The 20,657-nt window shown below is 47.5% G+C and carries 17 protein-coding genes and 1 riboswitch; of the genes, 4 read left to right on the forward strand and 13 right to left on the reverse strand.

Annotated elements, in window-relative coordinates:
• Window positions 1-273: 273 nt before the first annotated feature.
• From IX315_RS02020 to IX315_RS02080, 13 genes are all read right to left on the reverse strand, one after another.
• Window positions 274-1,071, reverse strand: a complete 798-nt coding sequence (locus IX315_RS02020) for a nitrilase-related carbon-nitrogen hydrolase (RefSeq protein WP_211837122.1) — start codon at window positions 1,069-1,071, stop codon at window positions 274-276.
• Window positions 1,068-1,649 carry a 1-acyl-sn-glycerol-3-phosphate acyltransferase gene (locus IX315_RS02025; protein ID WP_211637341.1) on the reverse strand — a complete coding sequence of 194 codons (582 nt, stop codon included), beginning with the start codon at window positions 1,647-1,649 and terminating at the stop codon, window positions 1,068-1,070. The genes IX315_RS02020 and IX315_RS02025 overlap by 4 nt, the downstream gene beginning before the upstream one ends.
• Window positions 1,646-2,314: a polysaccharide deacetylase family protein gene (locus IX315_RS02030; protein ID WP_211638621.1), complete on the reverse strand. Its 669-nt coding sequence runs from the start codon at window positions 2,312-2,314 to the stop codon at window positions 1,646-1,648. Before IX315_RS02030 ends, IX315_RS02025 begins: the two co-directional genes overlap by 4 nt.
• A complete protein-coding gene (locus tag IX315_RS02035; RefSeq protein ID WP_211637343.1) occupies window positions 2,314-5,571 on the reverse strand; it encodes a protein O-mannosyl-transferase family in 3,258 nt (1,085 codons plus the stop codon). Before IX315_RS02035 ends, IX315_RS02030 begins: the two co-directional genes overlap by 1 nt.
• Window positions 5,572-5,722: 151 nt before the next feature.
• Entirely contained in the window at window positions 5,723-7,375 is a 1,653-nt protein-coding gene (locus tag IX315_RS02040) for an MFS transporter (RefSeq protein WP_134849027.1), read from the reverse strand.
• 516 nt (window positions 7,376-7,891) lie between these two features.
• Complete coding sequence (locus IX315_RS02045; RefSeq protein WP_211837123.1) at window positions 7,892-9,031, reverse strand: hypothetical protein; 1,140 nt, start codon at window positions 9,029-9,031, stop codon at window positions 7,892-7,894.
• A gap of 137 nt (window positions 9,032-9,168) precedes the next feature.
• Window positions 9,169-9,741, reverse strand: a complete 573-nt coding sequence (gene rsxA / locus IX315_RS02050; RefSeq protein ID WP_018359024.1) for an electron transport complex subunit RsxA — start codon at window positions 9,739-9,741, stop codon at window positions 9,169-9,171.
• Between the two features lie 5 nt (window positions 9,742-9,746).
• A complete protein-coding gene (gene rsxE, locus IX315_RS02055; RefSeq protein WP_018359025.1) occupies window positions 9,747-10,346 on the reverse strand; it encodes an electron transport complex subunit RsxE in 600 nt (199 codons plus the stop codon).
• A 12-nt stretch (window positions 10,347-10,358) separates the two neighbouring features.
• Entirely contained in the window at window positions 10,359-10,934 is a 576-nt protein-coding gene (locus IX315_RS02060; RefSeq protein ID WP_018359026.1) for an RnfABCDGE type electron transport complex subunit G, read from the reverse strand.
• Complete coding sequence (locus IX315_RS02065) at window positions 10,931-11,959, reverse strand: RnfABCDGE type electron transport complex subunit D (protein ID WP_206077061.1); 1,029 nt, start codon at window positions 11,957-11,959, stop codon at window positions 10,931-10,933. Before IX315_RS02065 ends, IX315_RS02060 begins: the two co-directional genes overlap by 4 nt.
• A gap of 32 nt (window positions 11,960-11,991) precedes the next feature.
• Window positions 11,992-13,326, reverse strand: coding sequence for an electron transport complex subunit RsxC (gene rsxC / locus IX315_RS02070; RefSeq protein ID WP_018359028.1), 1,335 nt, complete (start codon window positions 13,324-13,326; stop codon window positions 11,992-11,994).
• A gap of 37 nt (window positions 13,327-13,363) precedes the next feature.
• Window positions 13,364-14,215: a Fe-S cluster domain-containing protein gene (locus IX315_RS02075; protein WP_018359029.1), complete on the reverse strand. Its 852-nt coding sequence runs from the start codon at window positions 14,213-14,215 to the stop codon at window positions 13,364-13,366.
• Between the two features lie 36 nt (window positions 14,216-14,251).
• Window positions 14,252-14,662, reverse strand: coding sequence for a SoxR reducing system RseC family protein (locus tag IX315_RS02080; RefSeq protein ID WP_018359030.1), 411 nt, complete (start codon window positions 14,660-14,662; stop codon window positions 14,252-14,254).
• A gap of 288 nt (window positions 14,663-14,950) precedes the next feature.
• Between IX315_RS02080 and IX315_RS02085 the strand changes: the two genes are divergently transcribed.
• From IX315_RS02085 to IX315_RS02100, 4 genes are all read left to right on the forward strand, one after another.
• Window positions 14,951-16,684, forward strand: a complete 1,734-nt coding sequence (locus IX315_RS02085) for a thiol-activated cytolysin family protein (RefSeq protein WP_211638614.1) — start codon at window positions 14,951-14,953, stop codon at window positions 16,682-16,684.
• 373 nt (window positions 16,685-17,057) lie between these two features.
• A riboswitch (cobalamin riboswitch) is annotated at window positions 17,058-17,295 on the forward strand.
• A 256-nt stretch (window positions 17,296-17,551) separates the two neighbouring features.
• Window positions 17,552-19,021 (forward strand): 4-hydroxyphenylacetate 3-hydroxylase family protein, encoded by a 1,470-nt coding sequence (locus IX315_RS02090; protein ID WP_018357738.1) that lies wholly within the window; start codon window positions 17,552-17,554, stop codon window positions 19,019-19,021.
• A 6-nt stretch (window positions 19,022-19,027) separates the two neighbouring features.
• Window positions 19,028-19,327, forward strand: coding sequence for a NifU family protein (locus tag IX315_RS02095; protein ID WP_134849024.1), 300 nt, complete (start codon window positions 19,028-19,030; stop codon window positions 19,325-19,327).
• A gap of 27 nt (window positions 19,328-19,354) precedes the next feature.
• Entirely contained in the window at window positions 19,355-20,653 is a 1,299-nt protein-coding gene (locus tag IX315_RS02100) for an acetyl-CoA hydrolase/transferase family protein (RefSeq protein ID WP_134849023.1), read from the forward strand.
• Window positions 20,654-20,657 lie beyond the last annotated feature (4 nt).

Genomic DNA, 20,657 nt, shown 5'->3' on the forward strand with positions numbered 1-20,657 from the left:
GTAAATATACAACATTATTATCGGTTCCGAGAAAAGATACAAAGATGGGGAGGTCTTTCCCCGTAAAGGGGTAAGGGGGAGTGCTGTTTATATTCTTGTGCTGTGCTATTTGCTGGCTATTTGTTGCCCCTTTTCCTTTTGTAATATCATTTTCGTTAAGAATAAATGCGACCTATACGCAAATCTCGTCTACTGAAAGGATTTGTCTCTTCTACTGAAACAGCAAATGGTTTCAGTAGAGGAGATCAATCGTTTTAGTATACGAGATTTCTATTATAGACTGAAAGAATCGGCATCGGGGAGGAGCGGGAAGCGGGAGCGACTCTTGGTAAGCTCTTCTAGGGATAGGTTGTAGGAGAGGAGGGTCTCTACTGCTTCTTTGCTCTCTGCAAGACTGTCGCCTAGGTCGTCGAGGATAAAGGAGTAGCCTGGGTATTGAAGCTTGGGGTGCGGTGTGCCCACTCTATTTGTGGCTACGAGGTAGCACTGATTCTCTATGGCTCTAGCACGGAGAAGACGTTCCCAAGCGATGTGCCTTGGGCGAGGCCAATTGGCGGAGAGCAGCAAAAGGTCGTAGTCCCCGAGGGAGGGGTCTTGGCGGAGCCATACAGGAAACCGAAGGTCGTAGCAAGTGGATAAGCGGATATTCCACCCACGATAGGTGACTTGCACCCGCTCCTCGCCTGCCTCAAATAGCTTGGACTCTCCTCCGTAGCCAAAGAGGTGTCGCTTCAGGTACCGGGTCTCTGTGCCATCGGGCGTGATGAAGAGACCTGTATTGGCGGGTTTGCCACTCGGTTGTAGTTCAATAAGGGAGCCATAGATAGCGGCATTGTACTGCTTCGCCACTTGGTGCATAGCGGTTCGCCCTGCTTCGTACGCTTTGCAGAAATACGCTTCGGTAAGCTCCTCTACCTTGGTCACAAAACCTGTCGTCCACATCTCGGGCAGTACAAGGAGGTCGAAGGTAGCACCTTCTATAAGCTCCCATAGATGTGCCACATTCGCTTCTATATCCATGTGTTGCTGCTCCATCTGTAGGGCAGCTACTCTGAGGGATGGACTAGTCATAGGTCTACGAAGTTTTTGGGGAATTTAGCCATCGAACTATGGTAGTGCTTCCGGATATCCAGTACTGCGGCATCTACATTGGGGTTATCAGCTGGGAGGGTTAGGAAGATTCCGACCTCCTTCTTGGAGTAATCAATCTTGGCAAGCTGTACGGGTACCCCTGCTTCCATAGCAATACGGTAGAAGCCTGTCTTCCATCGCTCCCGTGCTTTGCGTGTGCCTTCGGGGGTGATGGCAATATGCAATTGATCGGCTTTGCGAAGCATCTCTATGGCTTGCTCTACCGAAGATGCTCCAGACTTTCTATCTACAGGTAGCCCTCCGAGAGCCTTGAATATTAGATTGAAGGGGAAGAAAAACCACTCTTTCTTAATCAGAAAGCGAGGCGTAATCCCTGTGCCGAGCGACTTATAGTAGAGGTAGCCGATGAGGAAGTCGAGGTTGGAGGTGTGGGGGGCTACACATACCACACTTCGGGGTTCAAAGTGTGTAGTCGTGATAGGCCTCCAACCTAGCCACTGGAGCAATCGTCCCGCTAGGTTCACTTTCCCTTGGATATTATTCTTAGGTGCGTTCATATAACTTCGTTGATAGAATGGTCTGAGAGCGTTTCGCTACGCCCCGAGAGGGTCTTGAACTGATAGCCCTCCTCCTTCAGATAATCAATGGCTCTCGGTAGTGCGTAGCGTAGATTGCGCTCGCTCTTGAGTGAGTCATGAAAAACGACGATAGAGCCGTCTCGGGTGTAGCGCTTTACGGTACCCAGTACATCTTGCGGAGACATCCACTTGGAGTAATCCCGAGTCACAACATCCCACATCACTACTTGGAAGTGGTCGCGCAGGGCTGAGAGCTGTCGCCACCCGAGGTGCCCATGTGGCGGTCGGAAGAGTGGCGATAGGATAAGGGCATCTGCCTGGAGCGTATCACGCAGGTAGGTATGCGTGCTACTGGGCATACCTTGAAGGTGGTGGTAGGTATGATTGCCTACGGTGTGCCCTTCCTCTAGGATGCGCTCGAAAATAGGTCTAAACCGCCATACATTTTCGCCCACACAAAAGAAAGTAGCCTGTACTCCTTTGCTGGCGAGGAGGTCTAGCACCCAAGGGGTAACCTCGGGGATAGGACCATCGTCAAATGTGAGGTACACCGAGGGTTGCGCCTCCCCAGGGAGACTAGGGATGCGCCATACAGTGCCAGGGAAGAGTCTGCGGTATAGCCTAGGGGGCTGCTCTATGATCATTATCCTTGGATGGTCTTATAGATCTGGAGAAACGCCTGCTGGTACTGCGCTATCCTCTCGCCATACTGCTCTTTGAGCTTACTATCCTGGCTCTCGCATAGTCTCATGGTCTCGGTGAGCACCAGTACCCCATCTTGGATAGCTGGGAGGCTATTGATAAGTAGCTCTGGCTTGAGGCGGAGGAACCAGTCTAGTTCTTTCAGTTTGCTCTCAATCACCATGCTCGCTATCCTATCGGCCTCCTCTTTCAGACCCGTGAGGTAATAGGCCTCTACTAGAGGGAGAGAGGTGACAGAGTGTGGCATATTCTCCTCCAGTATCGCTTGCTCCGAAAGTCGGAGTACCTGTTTTGCCCTTTCGAGATCGCCCTTTAGCGCAAGCCCCCTAGCGAGCGGAGCAAATATCATACTGCGGTAGGTCTCCACCTGCTTACGACTATTTTCATCGAAGTAAGTGCCAGGTTTATCCGCACCACCCCAGCGATACTTCTCGGTTACATTGCGGTACATCCGCTCGAGATCTACCTCTGTGCCTGTACCGCGCACCTCAATAGGTAGGATTTGGTACGCCATACCGGTCTGGCGGAAGTTCTTGCTCATCCCAATCCTTTGGTCTTCACCCACCGTGATAGCGTAGTACATAGGGCGCTCAAATCGGTTCGTCTCCATCATATCTAGTATGATAAGTTCATGGCGACCGAGGTACTGCTTCTTGCTGAAGTCGAAGATCATCTCCGGTTTGTGGATAAAGGTGGTGTCGCCTTGCTGTAGCGTGCCATTTTGCACCAGCTTATCCACATCATAAGGGATAGATAGATACTCTGCTGGGAGGTAGTCGATAGGCTGCGCAATACGTGGTACTGTCTTGAACCTAGGGTCGTCCGAGGCTATGAAGTCGAGCCCCGTGCGCATAGGGATAGTGTCGGTGGTATTGGGGATAACATACGCCACAAGTCGTTTCTCGCCACCATACTGCTCGGGTGTCCATGAGATAGGGAGCGGTGCAGAATCGTACTGCTGGCGCTTCATCTGGTCAATATACCAGTCTGCCTGTAGGTAGCTAGTATTGGTTACCTTGATATCGGTGCGTACCCCCTCTACTTCCTGAGCGTACCAGAGCGGGAAGGTATCATTATCTCCGTTGCAGAAGATAATGGCATCCTTTTCGCAGCTCTCGAGGTAGTTATTACCGAAGTCGGAGGCGAGACTACGACCATGGCGGTCATGGTCATCGTAGTTTTGCTGAAGCACGAGACCGACTACCGCAAGCCCCACGAGGGTGAAGGCACCAGCAATAGCTGGTTGTTCTTTCTTGCCCTTAACGACCATCGCATAGAGGGCAGGTACAGCCATACCAATCCATATAGCAAAGGCGTAGAACGACCCAGCATAGGAGTAGTCGCGCTCTCGTACTTGGTAAGGCGGTTGGTTCACATAGAGCACAATGGCAAGACCCGTCATGAAGAATAGCCCGAGGATAATCCAGAAGTTCTCTCGCTCACGTCTGCCACCAAGTAGTTGGGCAACAAGTCCGAAGAGTCCTAGAATGAGAGGGAGCATAAAGTAGCGATTGTGCCCCTTATTGTTGGTCACAAAGTCGGGCATATTATCCTGAGGGCCGAGGAAGATAGCATCCACAAAAGGAATGCCGGTAATCCAATTGCCCTTGTGTATCTCTCCTTGTCCTAAGAGGTCATTCTGGCGTCCACTGAAGTTCCATAGGAAGTAGCGCCAGTACATATAATTGACTTGGTAGCTAAAGAAGTAGCGGAGGTTCTCCATGAAGGTAGGGATGACTACCGTACGTGTCTGCCCACGCTCGTTGATAGTGATGGTCTTGCCTTCCACATTACCCCATAGCTCGTAGCCCTGCTTGTAGTGGGGCAACATATTGCTATACATGCGGGGGAAGAAGGTCTTCATATCGCTGCGGTACACGATCTCCTCACTCTCGCTAGCAACATACTTATTCCCTTCACGGCGGTAGGTTGTGGTCTTGGTCGTCTTTGCCTTGCCATTGCTGTCGTAGTCGGGGAGCGACGCATAAGTCTGCCCGTATATCAGAGGGGTATTGCCGTATTGCTCTCTGGAGAGATAATAGCGAAGCGCAAATACATCCGAAGGGTTATTCTGATTCATCGGCACATCGCTATTGGCGCGGATGAGGGTAACGCCATAGGTGCTCATGCCAAAGAGGAAAAGCATCATGCTCATGGTGCTAATGCTCATGATATGCACGGGGAGTTGCTTAGCCCTGAAGAGGTACGTTGCCAACCCTCCTATCACAAGCACCGGGATAAGCCACCCATCTCCCATGAAGGGGATGCCGATGAGAATAATAGAAGCGAGGAATGCGCCACGCAGCTTCTTATCCTGTACTGGACGACGCAGTGTGAGGTAATAGGTGTAGCCCAAGAGCGCTATCATAAGAAGGAGATAGAATACCAATCCGCTATTGAAGCTCATCCCTAGGGTGTTCACAAAGAAGAGGTCGAAGTAACCTGCCACCTGTGGCACGCCCTGCATGATACCAAACATCAGTGCCGCAATAATCACGAAGGAGATGAGTACCGCTATGATACCGCCTTTCCAATTAGGGTGTTCACTCTTGCGGAAATAGTAGATGAGTGCCATGGCAGGGATGGTAAGGAGGTTGAGCAGGTGCACACCCACACTTAGTCCCATGAGGTAAGCAATCACGATAATCCACCGATCGGAAGTAGGTCTATCGGCATTCTCTTCCCACTTGAGCATAAGGTAGAATACCAGTGCAGTGAAGAAGCTACTCATGGAGTAGACCTCTGCCTCTACTGCGCTGTACCAGAAGGTATCACTAAAGGCGTAGAGAAGCGCAGCTACCATGCCACCACCTAGGTAGAGGATGGCTTGGGTCTTGCTAATGGAGGTAGGAGTGACCCAGCTCCCCTTGAGCCAATCGGCGCGCCTGATGAGGTGCGCTGTAGTGAGGAAAAGGAGCATAATGGTCAGCCCACTGAATACTGCGCTGATGGCATTAGCAGCAATAGCTATCCACGAGCCTCCCGAGGGGAATAGGTTGGATAGCGTATTATATGCCAGCATGTAGAAAGGCGCTCCAGGTGGGTGACCTACCTCCAGCTTGGCAAAGGTCGTGATAAACTCTGGGCAATCCCATACACTAGCACTCTTCTCCATTGTTACCAGGTAGACTGCTGTGGCAATGAGGAAGGTGAGCCATCCTGTAGCCCGCTCCAATATCTTGTATCTCCTTGTCTCCATCTATATTTAATTAATAGTGTGTACAATACACAGCAAAGATACAAAATAGTGCTGAGTGTGGGGCACCGTATACTCTATTAATTACCAAAGATAAGTGGCTACATAGGTTATGCCTACATAGCCACTTATCTTTGGTATATGCTGTCTTGTATTACTTGATATTAGGTAGCTCTAGTCCGTAGCCCTTCTTTTTGTCGATCCTCTTGAGGATAAAGCCCATGAGGAAAGCAAGTACACCAAGACCTGCAAGCATAATCAGAGGATTGGTGTAGTTGTAAGACACAGCTGCTACTTCTGGGCTCATGGTGCCGTTGGCAACTGCTTCTGTAATGTCGGTATTAGAAGCATTGAGCACTTTACCGATAAGGAGTGGGAATAGCCATAGACCAATATTCTGGATCCAGAATATAAGAGCATAAGCCGAACCGATAACCCTACTATCCACCAGCTTAGGCACGCTTGGCCAGAGAGCAGCTGGAACGAGTGAGAAAGAAGCTCCCAATACGAGGATGGTGGTAAAGGCTATGATGACGCCGCCAATCTTATTGCCTTGGAATTGAGGTAGGATAAAGGCAAAGGTCAAGTGGCATGCAATGAGTAGGATAGCACCCAGCATAAGCATAGAGGCTCCCTTGCCATGGTTGTCGAGATAATTACCAAGGATAGGCGTGATACCTACTGCAAGGAGTGGGAATACAGCGAAGATAGACTCTGCTGACTCTCTGCGGTACGCCATATAGCAGTATGCAATAAGGGTAATCACGGAGATGATGAGGAGAAGAGTCTTGGTCTTGCCCTTAGAGAAGTTGCTTACAAATGCCGTAGCTGCCACAACAATCATCACGATATACTGGATAACAGCTACCGAATTGGATGCCCAAAATGAGCCTTCGGGGAGTACGCTAAAGGAAAGATTGCTCTGGAGCATGTTTACAGCGTACTTCTGGAATGGGAAGATGGCTGAGTAGTAGAGCACGCAAAGTAGGGCAACGACCCAGAATACACCACTGGAGAGGATGGTGCCAAGGTCTTTGATGCGGAAAGGCTCGTCTTTCTCTTCTGCCTCGCCTGTCTCAAGGTCGAGCTTCCTATCCATAAAGAAGTAGACCACAAACATAATCAATGCTACCATAAGGAGCACAACACCAAAGGCTACCGACCTAGAGACGTCGATAGTGCCACCAAGGCGAGCAAATAGCGGAGAGAAGATCATCACAGTAGCTACACCAAGCCTAGCGAGTGCCATCTCACTGCCCATTGCGAGTGCTAGCTCTTTGCCCTTGAACCACTTCACGATACCGCGAGAAACGGTAATACCTGCCATCTCTACACCACAACCGAATATCATAAAGCCTACAGAGGAGAGCTTGGCAGAGGCTGGCATGTGGCTATTGAATGGTGAAACCCCAAGCTCGTCAAAGACTGGGATATAATTAAGGTTCTCAGTAAACCATCTTTCAAGCGAAGAGCCTGAGAAGCCTTCGGTGACAGCGTACCAATTGATAGTGGCACCGATTATCATCACTGCACCAGATAGAATCGCTGTGAAGCGAACGCCCATCCTATCTAGTATGATACCAGCGAAGATGAGGAAGAAGATAAATACATTGAGGAAGGTCTCACTTCCAGCATAAGTACCAAAAGCATCAGAGTCCCACCCACGGGTAGATTCGAGTAGGTCTTTAATCGGGGAGAGGATGTCCATAAAGATGTAGGAGCAAAACATTGCTAGTGCTAGCAATAGTAGTGCAGTCCATCTTACCGCCGGCTTGTCGCGGAGGGTCCCGCCATTTGCTGTAGTCATAAAACTGTTGTATTAATTATATTATTGGTTATTTGTAGCAAATGTAACTATAATTAGCCAATTATAGGGGCGGGTGCCCAATTATTCCGCAATACTCAGCGGAATATCCTCTGTGCAGTGTGTCACCTTGAAGAGGTCAACCACTTAGTGAGCAAGGTCAAGTAAAGTAGGAACTAGAAGTCAATACACTAAGGAAACCTTTGGTGTCTAAGGTCAACTGGGTCGGTAGATAACCCACGAAAAAGGTCAACCTAATTCAGGGTAAGGCGCTCTTACTATGAGTGTATAACCCTTTTATATAGAGCATATTAACCGCCTATGGATAGTGCATGACCATTTAATATATACTAATCTGGTGAATTAGTATATATTAAATGGGTCAATTAGTATATACTAAATTGGTCAATTAATATATACTAAATGGTCAATTAATATATACTAAATGGTCATCGGATATACTGACTACAGAAACTGTATAGCCTGAGGCGTTGAGGGTTGTCGCCTAAGTAGGGGCGACTAGAATAGCGATAGGATGCCAAGGATTCCGCCAGCGACTTCTGCTACGGTCTCTATTTTCTTTTTCGTGAGCTCTTTCTTTTGCTCTCGTAGGACATTGTCGTAGTGATGTGGGTCGAAAGTGACGTTGCCTAGGTAGTTGCATTTACAAGAGGGGTGGTCAAATATCTCTGCTCCGAGAAGTAGGGCACAGACATATTCATTAGTGACATAGGCTCCCTTTTCGAAGGGCATGAGTCGGACATAGACCATGGCGTATTCGTATCTATTTAGGTACGGACTATTGCCCTTTAGCTTTCGCTCGTAGGCTTCGGCTTTATCCTCGGACATCTCTAGTATGGTCTTGCAAGGCTGGTGGAGGAGGCAGATATCGTGGGTGTTGTAGCCAGAATCATAATAGCCTTTGCAGTCGTAGAGCTCGGTAATCAGATAACCATTGATTTCGGGGTCGTAGGTCTTGTCATTCCCCAGCCCATTATTCAATTTCTTGGGGTAGTAGAAGGTCGTCTTCTCTAGCTTTTCGGGGAAGGTGGCGAGGTCGGCTTTGAGGAGAGAGAGGTAGTGGTCTTTTTCTCTGCGGAAGGTAAACTTGTCGTGCTCGCAAGTCTTTCCGAGTTCAGGGTTAACTAGTAAGATGTACCTGAGGATGGCTTTGTCGTCGATTGAGATCTGCTCGGTATGGATATAGTAGAGGAGTTTAGTGAGGTCGGTAAGCTCTGAGTATTGCTGGCGGTAGGCTTCGTTGTATCCTTGTCCCATCTGAAGCTCATAGTTGTGTACTGCGTTATCAATATTGACATAGAATTGAGCGCCGTTAGATGCGGAGCAAAGGGCGTTGATGGTTTGATTGGAATAATTATTGTCCATCAATATCCTATCCTTAAGTAAGCTGTCTACTACTAGAGGTTGGTAGTAGTAGGACTTCATATCAGCTGTGACAAGATATTTGTTTTTGGTGTACTTGTCTGCTTTGAGCTCGGGGAGGAAAATGCTATTGCAGTGCTTTGGTGCGCCTATCCACAGGGTATCGCCGACCTGAATGGTCCGACCGTAGTAGGTGGTGAAGTGCTCGCTCTGCCCCATTACATCGGAGGCAAAGGGCAGTAGGCAGATAAGGATGAGTAGTAATCTTTTGTTCATGATGGTGTAGATTAATGGTGTTTAACATGATTAACAGCAAATGTAAGGATTATTGCTATTCTGAACAAATAAAATAGTGGCTGCACAGGTAAGTTTCTATGCAGCCACTATCGGTCTTTACGAACCGATTCTATTATTTACACGACTCCTGAGAAGCCCATAAATGCCATGGCAAGGATGCCGGCTGTGATTAGGGCGATAGGGATACCGGAAAGTGCAGCAGGAACCTTGGTCTTGGCGAGCTGCTCGCGAATCATAGCGAAGATGACAATCGCAAGGGTGTAACCAGCTGCTGTACCTACGGCGTAGATGATAGACTGACCTAGGTTGAAGTCTTTCTGAATTACTGAGATAGCAACACCAAGTACCATACAGTTGGTGGTGATCAGCGGGAGGAATACTCCTAGTGCTTGGAAGAGGGATGGGGAAATCTTCTTGATAACCATTTCCATCATCTGCACTACTGAAGCGATCACTAGGATAAAGGCAATATTTTGCATAAACCCTATTGAAAGAGGATCGAGCACCAGCTTCTGTATCGCATAGGTGATGAGGGTAGCTATTGTCACCACGAAGGTAACGGCAGCGCCCATACCTATAGCTGTATCTACCTTCTTGGATACGCCTAAGAATGGACAGATACCTAAGAACTGTGTGAATACTACGTTATTGACAAGTAACGCACTGATAAATAGTATAATGTATTCCATATCTCTTATGCTGTCTTATTGCTTTTGCGATCGATGGCATTCTTGATGCCGATAATAAATCCGAGCACGATGAAAGCTCCAGGAGCGAGCACAAATACTAGTGCACCATACTCCTCTGGGAAGAGTGAGAGGTCAAATGCCTTGCCTGAGCCGAGTACTTCTCTCACAAAACCAATAATGGTGAGAGCGAGGGTAAAGCCAAGTCCCATGCCGATACCGTCGAGAGCAGAGTCAAATATATTGTGCTTAGCTGCAAAAGACTCCGCACGACCTAGCACGATACAGTTCACAACAATCAGTGGTAGGAAGATACCAAGTGATGCATAGAGAGCAGGCACGTAGGCTTCACAAAGCATCTGCACCAGTGTAGTGAAGGTAGCTATGATAACGATATAGCTTGGGATGCGTACTGAGTCTGGAATTAGGCTCTTGAGGGATGATACCACTATGTTGGAGCAGATGAGCACGAAGGTCGTTGCGAGTCCCATGCCCATACCGTTCATAGCGCTCGAAGTGGTTCCTAAGGTAGGACACATACCGAGGAGCAACACGAGAGCCGGGTTCTCCTTGATGATACCATTGAGTATTATCTTTAACTTATTCATAGTCTATGTCTGTTACTTTAGTTGTCCATCTGCTATGGCTTTCTGCACCACAGCATAAGCTCCGTTGAGTGTCTCGAGGAAGGCGCGACTGGAGATAGTAGCTGCGCTGATGGCATTCACCTGTCCTCCGTCTTTTGTTACTTGTAGTGGCGTGGTAAGGTTCATGCCAAGTACGCTGCCTTTCTCTCCTCTAAACCATGCCTCCATCTTGCTACCCAGACCTGGGGTCTCGGCTTGCTGGAGTACGGTGTAGTCGATGATATTGCCCTCTTTGTCGATACCTACGAGTACTTTCACTAGCCCCGCAAAGCCATTATTGGTGTAGCTCTCTACGGCATAGCCTACGAGTTCGCCACCCTTGCGAGCGGGATAGATCTTGTAGTCGTCTACCATGAGCTCTTCCTCGAATGGCACGTTGTCGTGCTCTGGTACGACTCTATCGATACCAGACTTGAGGGTCGCTATCTTGGAGGCACTAATGACTGGCTCTGTGGTTTGGTACACAAAAGCGAGTAGGGCTGCTGCTACTGCTGCGATGAGTGTCAGAGAGAGCAGCATATTGGGTAGTGTTGATGCTAACTTCTTCATGCTTTCTTACTTTTTCCAAAGAGTTTAGGTTGCATATACCTATTGATGATAGGCACGATACCATTCATAAAGAGGATTGCAAAGGACATACCCTCGGGATAGGAACCAAAGAGACGGATGAGCATAGTGATGATACCTATCATGATACCATAAAGTAGCATTCCGCTCTTGCTCATAGGGCTGGTGACGTAGTCGGTAGCCATATAGATAGCTCCGAGTAGGAGTCCTCCGCTGAGGATATGGAATAGAGGTCCTGCATATACATCAGGGCTCACGCCATTCATAATGCCTGCGAAGATGGCAACGGTAGCAATGATAGCTACTGGGATGTGCCAAGTGATGACTTTGCGGATGAGTAGATAAGCAAAGCCTATGAGGAGTGCTATGGCACTTACCTCACCCATTGAGCCACCTACCATACCTAGGAGGTTGTCGGTGAGCTCAGGGAGCTTATCCATTGTGAAGCCTTCGGCACCCTTGGTAATTCCCTTAGCTATGGCTAGCGGGGTAGCTCCAGAGGTCGCATCTAGTAGAGGACTAGCGCCAGACGCAGCCTCAGTACCAGCAGATACTAATTTCTCTCCAAGAGGACTTGGATAAGAGGTCATCTGCACTGGGAAGGAGATGAGGAGCATCACACGACCTACGATAGCAGGGTTGAAGATGTTATTACCTAGTCCACCGAAACTCATCTTGCCGATACCAATCGCTACAAGAGCACCAACCACTACAATCCATAGCGGGAGGGTAGAGGGGAGGTTGAGCGCTAGAAGCAAGCCGGTGAGTACAGCTGAACCATCGAGAACGGTAATCTCCTTGCGACCTAATAGGAAGCGGCTTATTACCCACTCAAAGAGGGTACAAGCAAGGATGGAGGTAAGGGTCACCCACAGAGCGTCGAGCCCGAAGAAGTAGATAGATACTCCAAAGGCTGGTATGAGAGCGATGATCACATCATACATATTGCGCTCAATGGTGTCGCCGCTATGTATATGTGGAGAGGGTGATACGAGTAGTTTGTGCATATTTGACATATCTCTTTGCTTCGATCTATTCGTTAGGATTTACGGCTACGGATGATACCCATCACTGTCTTCTTGCCCTGACGGATATGGTCGAGAAGTGGGCGATTGGCAGGGCAAGTGAAGCTACAAGAGCCACATTCAATACAGTCTACTACGTTGCCACGTTCGAGCTCTTCCCAATCCTTAAATACAGTATCTCTCATCAGGTAAGCGGGGTTGAGCCCCATAGGGCAAGCGCCTACACACTTAGCACAGCGGATGCAGTTGCGCATGGGCTTGCGCTTTGTATCCTGAGTAGGTAGGAGTAGAATGCCACTCGTTCCCTTAGCTACAGGGATATGGTCGTTTACTACCGCCTTACCCATCATAGGACCTCCGCTGATTATCTTGCCAGTTCCTTCTGGTACACCTCCTGCGGCCTTAATCAGAGCGGCACTGCTAGTGCCGATGCGTGTTAGGAAGTTGGAAGGGTTGGAGAGCTGTTTGCCGGTTACGGTCACAATGCGCTCGATGAGTGGCTTATTCTTCTGTACCGCCTCATAGACTGCATAGGCGGTACCTACGTTCTGTACGATAGCACCCGCTGTGATAGGGAGCTGCCCGCTCTTAATCTGGCGACCGAGTACGGCATCAATCAGTTGTTTCTCACCGCCCTGAGGGTAACGTACCTTGAGGGGCTGTATCTCCACACCTGGATAGTTCTTTGCTAGGCTCTCTAGGTGTGCGATAGCGTCTTTCTTATTATTCTCGATACCTACTACGCCACGAGAAACACCTGCAGCCTTCATTAGGATAGTGAGACCAACCAAAATCTCCTCGCCGTGCTCCAGCATAAGACGATGGTCGGCAGTGAGGTAAGGCTCGCACTCCACACCATTGAGGATAACGACCTCTGCCTTCTGATCCTTAGGGGGGAGTAGCTTCACATTGGTGGGGAAAGTAGCGCCACCCATACCTACGATGCCGCGGTCTGCAATTCTTGCCACGATATCGGCTTGTGCCATTGTCACCTCGCGCACCAATGTGGTAGAGCGGTCTATGTCCTCTTCCCAGGTATCCGTGCCATCGCTCTTGATGGTAATCATCATCTTGGGATAGCCCGAAGCATCGACCACCTCCTCTAGTTTCTGTACTACGCCAGAGATACTAGAGTGAATATTGGCAGAGACAAAGCCCCCTGCCTTGGCGATGAGGGTTCCTACCTTCACCTCGTCTCCCTTCTTCACCAGCGCTACAGCTGGTGCCCCTATGTGCTGAGCTAGAGGTATCTGTACCTCCTCAGGTAGTGGTAGCACCTCGATAGCCTTGCCAGCCGATAGTTTGTTCTCTGGCGGGTGTACACCACCTATTCTAAATGTCTTCAACATACGCCTATATATTATAAGGTATCTTATATATTCTACTTTAAGCTTCTGCCGTAGCTGCCGCCTCCACTTTCTCCTTACGTGGAGGGAAGTTAACCTCATGGATAGCGCCGGTAGGGCATGCCTCTACGCACTTGCGGCATAGTCGGCACTTGTTGTGGTCGATGTAGGCGAGGTTGTTCTCCACTGTGATAGCGTCGAACTTACATTCCTTCTCGCACTTAGAGCAACCTATGCAGGCATTGTTGCACGCCTTGCGAGCTACGCCGCCCTTCTCCTTATTGACACAAGAGACAAATACACGGCGACCCTTTGGCCCCTTATTCCTTAGCTCTATGATCATCTTAGGGCAAGCCTTGACACAGGCACCACAGGCAGTACACTTCTCTTCGTCTACCTCGGGCAATCCTGTAGTAGGATTGATGTGAATAGCGTCAAACCCGCAAGCCAACGTACAATCGCCTAATCCGAAGCAGCCAAAAGTACAGCCTGTCTCGCCACCGTAAGTAGCCGCAGCAATAGTACAGGTGCTAGCGCCATCGTACTGATTGATTCTTGGGCGCGCCTCACAATTGCCATTACAGCGTACTACAGCCACCTTAGGATCAGCCTGTACAGCTGCACGGCCAAGCGTCTCGGCTACCTTGAGCATCACATCGTTGCCACCTACAGAGCAGAAAAGCCCATCCATAGACTCTGCCTCTACACAGGCACGAGCAAATCCAGAGCAACCTGGGTAACCGCAGCCACCGCAGTTGGCGCCAGGGAGAATCTCATTTACCTGCTCAATTCGAGCATCCTCCTCCACATGGAACTTCTTGGATACCGCGAAGAGTAGTCCAGCGGCTAAAGCGCCCACGATGGCGAGGAATGCAATAGTTACTCCAACCATAAAATAGTTATATCAATTAGTTGTATCTTATTATTTTCAATCAACGAGTTCAGCCTTCAGCCTGAAAGTCTTCTCAAAATAACCTCTTAGGAGCCATAGGACTCCACAGTACGACAAGATTCCACACAACATTATAAGGAGCATGGTGGTCTCCTTGGTCTCGAGGTGGTTCATCACAATTGCGCCAATGCCTATCAGTACAATAGGGATTACAAAGGCAAAGAGTACTGCTTTCAACGGCGTGCCACCCTCAACGGCTACGATGCGTACCCTCGTACCCTCCGTGAGCCCTAATGGAAACTCTTGTACCTCTAGCAACTGACTATCCTTGTCAGCTGAAGAGCAAGCTCCCTTGGCGTGGCACTGACTGCAAGCAGAGTGGCGCTCAATGTGTACCAGCATCTTGTCCCCCTTTATTTCTTTCACAGTGCCGATTTTACACTCCATAGATTTCCTGCTTTATTTAAATCGCTACAAAACTACCCAAATTGTGTGAAATATCCATGCTATTCTCGGAGATTACTTCATAAACTCGCCTGATTAGCCTAGAATGATAAGGAATACTGCTCATTTAATGTATATATATTAATGTGTAGAGGGACCGATAAAAATTTTACCAGAGTCATGCAGTATTTTCATTTAGGTGTTGTTATTATGGTATAAGTAGCTACTTGACATTGGTTGGCAAAACAAAAGAGTATTTTAACGGAAGTGTAATAACTAATTGTGTGAATTATGATGACTTCTAAGACAACTTTTCTCAAGAGCCTAACGCTCGCTGGTTATTCAATTGTAGCGGCACTCGTATTTGCTTCTTGTAGCCCTCAGACTAAAGATGCTCCGAATGGCAATGAAGTCCTAACGAACAACAAGTCAATCACGGCTTATCTCACAGGTCTACCCGTCCACAATGGCGTAACTTCATTGCGTGCTACTGATTTCCCTGAGAATGGACGCCCTGTAGAGATTGGATTTTTACCTGATGGAGTATTAAGAGCGGCAAGGAGTGCTGCTGATCGTGAACCAGGTGTAAACGAAAAAGGACAACCTGGCTGGTGGGTCAAGACTTCTCGCCGCTACAAGCTCTCCGAGGTATTCGATGAGTCGGTGTTGCTCAATCCTACTAATGATGTCCTATTCCCAGGCGTAGTATTTCGCGGCAATACTATTGGTGATGGTACCTATGCAGTAATTTCAGATATTGACCGCGCTAAAATTAAGATTTCTATAGATCGACGCACTCAGGAAGGCGATAATGATAAGATCTCTAGAGAGTTTGAGAATATTCAGATGAGTGACTACCGTAAGGCACTTAATGAGTGGGGACAGATTAATTTTAAGGAGGGCTCTGCTTTAACTACCAGTAGTATTGACGAAGTGCGATCCATGGATGAAGTCAACTTTAAGATGGGTGCTGGGTTCGATAATGGTGCTATCAAGGTGTCTACCAACTTGAAGTTCAATTTTGAGAACAATAAGAACCACTTCCTCGTCAAGTTTATCCAGAAGCAATACTCTGTGACTATGGATATCCCTAAGATGATATTTAAGACTGTAGATCCTAAGGTGATTAAGGACTACCAACCAGTATATATCAGCAATATCGACTACGGTAGGATGGTATTCATGTCTGTAGAGACGAGCCATTCACTCCAAGAGGTTGAAGCCGCTCTGAAGGCTGCAGTGGAGAAACTACATATCAATGGCGAACTAGAGGCTAAGTACAGAAAGGTACTCGATAGTAGTACTATCAACTTCGTAGCTATCGGTGGTGGCGTAGATGACCACTCTATAATCGTAGAGAAGGGATGGGAAGGATGTAAGAACTTTATGATATCTAAGATTCCGCTAGGCAAGCTTCCTCCAATCGCTTTCCAATTACGTCTCGTCTCTGATAATTCTGTGGCTAGAGTGGTGAAAGCCACGGAGTATACCATTACCAAGAGGGAGTTTATCCCCGATTGTCGGGGCGTTGATATCCTTTCTGAGGTAGTTTCTCTACAGGGTTTTTCTTACTATGGTGGAACCATTTGGGTCTATGGTCACTGTGGGCTCGAGGCTCATAATAGTGCCCTAAAGGTTGAGCAGAAATATATCTTTGATAGAAGTAGAGATAATTATCAAAGTATTCTTAATGATATTTATTTCCCTTATCCCGTTGATTCCCCACAAAGGGCGCATATTACTATTTCCAAACCAGAAAATATGGACATGGAGGAGTTTCTCCGTCAGCGTGTCAATTTTACTACGAACTTAAGTATGCGATTTAGCTCACCCTCAAAGGATGTGCATCTGGCTAAGGGTACGATTGAATTTACCATCGCTGATATTATTAAGATGACATCTGTGGATCGTGTAAAACCTAAACCAATGATTTTCTGTGTGAGCTCAAGCAATAATGGTTATAAGTTATTTGTTAACTTTAAGGTACATTGCGTAGATCTATTACCTGTTAAGGCTGATAAATAGTTGACTATAAGGTGGCTTCGGGGAGAGGGATGAGGAACTAGGGGTTGTGAAACCCATAGTTCCTCAATTCTTATTGTACCCCTACATCTCTCCTCCGTAGAGGCATCATTTTTATGAGCGATATTAAGCGTATTTTTCTCTAGGAATAAATAAATTTATTTGTACAGATAAATGTTTTTATTCCTAGGAATAAATTTGGGTGCTCGCGCGAGCCAAAAATGTTGCTCTCATGAGGACAACCACCTATATTATCTAAGTGATATAAAATGCTTGTATATTCTCTAGCAAACCTTAAATATTGGGTGAAAATAGGGGAAAGTGAGGGCTGTGGTAGATAATTGCTGAAAAGTTTGGCTAATTAGTAATAAATGCCTAACTTTGACCCCGAAAAGGTGATTGTGGTGCGTAACCCATGCGCTTCAATTGAAAAGGGAACCCAGTGAGAGTCTGGGACTGAGCCCTCAGCTGTATATTCTGTAAGACAGCTTTGCCTTCTATAAAGTCACTGTGGATAGAGCCTCCGTAAGGTGGGCGATTCATGGGAAGACTGCAAAGCGACAACCTTGGTTGACAGAATGAGTCAGAAGACCTGCCTTTTTGGATGATGGTTTTTTTGTTTTCGGGGATTTGAAGACAAAACACGACATTTGTACTAAGACTGAGTTTTTGTTGTTGCTACTAGCAGAGGAGCATCATTGCTTCTTATAGCAAACCCGTACATTCCTTGTCGAAAGGAATCTAGTGGCATTTGGTATCTGGCTCTGTATCTAGTCTTTTTAGTGTTTCGATTATATCTCCTAGCAAAAAAATGATGGTGACTGAATAGTAGTAGATATATTGATACAAACCACTCTAAGAAGTACTGATATGAAGACAAGAGAAGAGTACATTGAGAGCCTGAGAAAGCTAAATCTAAACGTATGGTTTATGGGTAAGAAGATCGATAACCCAGTAGACCATCCTATGATCAGACCATCCCTCAACTCATTGGCTATGACCTATGAGCTTGCACAGCAAGATGAGTACAAGGATGTGATGACGGCTACTTCTTGCCTCACAGGTAAGAAGATCAACCGATTCTGTCATATCCATATGAGTACTGAGGACCTCGTGAATAAGGTAAAGATGCAGCGCCTTTTGGGTCAGAAGACTGCTTCATGTTTCCAGCGCTGCGTGGGTATGGATGCCTTCAACGCTGTATGGAGTACCACTTATGAGATGGATGAGGCCTTGGGTACTGACTACCACCAGCGCTTCAAGAAATACCTTGAGTATGTGCAGGAGAATGACCTCGTAGTAGACGGTGCTATGACCGACCCTAAGGGTGATCGTAACTTCTCTCCATCTCAGCAAGAGGATCCAGACCTATACGTTCATATCGATGAGATTCGCCCCGACGGTATCGTCGTTACTGGTGCTAAAGCACACCAGACTGGTTCAGTTAATTCTCATGAGCATCTTATCATGCCTACTTGCACCATGAAGGAGGAGGATGCAGACTATGCAGTTTCTTTCGCTATCCCAAGTGACGCTGAGGGTGTGACCATCATATATGGTCGTCAGTCTTGCGATACTAGGAAGATGGAGCCAGGAGCGGAGATAGACCTTGGTAACGCTCAGTTCGGTGGTCATGAGACACTCTTCGTAATGGATCATGTCTTCGTTCCTAATGATCGTATCTTTATGTGCCGTGAGTACCAGTTCTCTAATATGCTGGTAGAGCGTTTTGCTGGTTACCACAGACAGTCTTACGGTGGATGTAAGGTAGGTGTAGGTGATGTACTTATCGGTGCTGCTGCACTTGCTGCCGACTATAATGGTGTACCAAAGGCTTCACATATCAAGGATAAGCTGATAGAGATGGTACACCTCAATGAGACCCTCTATAGCTGCGGTATCGCATGTTCTGCCGAGGGTAAGCCTACAGCATCAGGTAACTATCTGATTGATATGCTTCTTGCCAATGTCTGCAAGCAGAATGTTACCCGTCTGCCTTACGAGATTACTCGTCTGGCTGAGGATATCGCTGGTGGTCTGATGGTGACCATGCCATCTGAGGCCGACCTTAAGCACGATGAACTTGGTCCAATCATCAAGAAATACTTGGTAGGTGCTAAGGGTACTGCTACTGTTAATCGTATGCGTGTGCTTCGCCTTATTGAAAACCTTACCCTCGGTACTGCTGCAGTGGGTTATCGTACAGAGAGCCTACACGGTGCTGGTTCGCCACAAGCTCAGCGTATTATGATTTCTCGCCAGTGCAATATGGAGGCTAAGAAACAATTGGCTAGGAACATCGCAGGAGTAGACACCTCTCTAGATAGTAGGGAGAAGTAAACTGAAATGCAAGACATCAATACTCATATATCCCAAGAAACTGTTGCCGCCGTGCTTGCAGAACGAGTTAGACCTCGTCTGCAAGCACATGGGGGCGACATACATCTCATAGATATCGAGGGTACTACCGTGAGGCTAAAAGTCTCGGGCGCTTGCCAATCTTGTCCTTCACTCAGTGATACCATTGAGGAAGTTATCTTGCAGGCTCTGCAGGAGAGTCTTGGAGTCCCATCTCTCAAGGTAGAGGTAGATAGAGGAGTAAGTCGGAATTTAATCCAAGAGGCTCTGAAGATTATTCGTAGATAGTTAAATATCATATTTCCAACCGATTATATGGACTGGAACAACTTAGATAATGTTCCGCAGGTCACTGCGGAAGAGGCGGTTGCACACATAAAAGACAACGATCTAGTGGTCGTGGCACATGCCGCTGGAGCACCACAATTGTGTGTGGATGCGCTAATCAATAATTACGAAGCGTACCACAATGTGAGGGTATTCCACATGCTCACACTGGGTAAAGGTATTTGCAATGCTCCTGAGATGGAGGGGCATCTGCATCATATTACCAACTTTATTGGTGGAAATATGAGACAGGCCATGAAGGAGGGGAGAGTAGACTTCTTCCCTGGGTACTTCTCTGAGGTGCCTAGTCTGATGGCTCCAGGAGAGCTATTGGATCCTGATGTAGCTCTGATACAGGTCTCTTATCCTAACGAAGAAGGGTATTGTAGCTACGGTGTTTCATGTGATTACACCAAGCCAGCAGCCCAGAATGCTAAGATTGTGATTGCAGAGATGAATCGTCAGATGCCGTTTGTAGGCGGTGATAATCTCATTCACATCTCTAAAATAAATTATATCGTAAAGGCGGATTATCCGCTGCATACTATTGCCCCAACAGAGATAAAGGAGGTAGAAGAAGCTATAGGAAAGAACTGTGCCCAGCTTGTAAAGGATGGCGACACCCTTCAGCTAGGTATTGGTGCCATCCCTGATGCTGTACTGCTATTCCTAAAGGACAAGAAAGATCTTGGTATCCACTCCGAGATGGTCTCTGATGGTATTCTAGAGCTAGTGAATGCAGGGGTCATCAATGGTAGTCGTAAGCAGATAAATCCTGGAAAGATTGTAGCTACCTTCTTGATGGGTACTCAGGCACTCTATGACTTTGTTAATGGCAATGATAGTGTGGAGATGTATCCTGTGGACTATGTCAATGATCCTTTTGTGATCGCACAGAATGACAATGTGGTGAGCATCAATAGCTGTGTGGAGGTAGACCTCATGGGGCAAGTCGTCTCGGAGAGTATCGGGTTGCGACAGATTAGCGGTCCTGGTGGTCAGGTAGACTTCGTTCGTGGAGCTGCAAGATCTAAGGGCGGTAGAAGCATTATTGCTATGCCATCTACAGCAAGCCGTGGTGCCTCATCACGTATCGTGCCACTTATCGCAGAGGGCGCAGCAGTGACTACCCCACGCAACGATGTGGACTATATTGTGACAGAGTATGGTATTGCTAAGCTCAAAGGCAAAACCCTACGGGAGAGAGCCAAGGCTCTTATCGCTATCGCTCATCCACAGTTTAGGGCAGAGCTAGAGGCAGCTTATGCCGAAAGGTTTGAAAAATAATCTA

The organism is Porphyromonas levii (assembly GCF_018206105.1).
GTDB classification, from domain to species: domain Bacteria; phylum Bacteroidota; class Bacteroidia; order Bacteroidales; family Porphyromonadaceae; genus Porphyromonas_A; species Porphyromonas_A levii.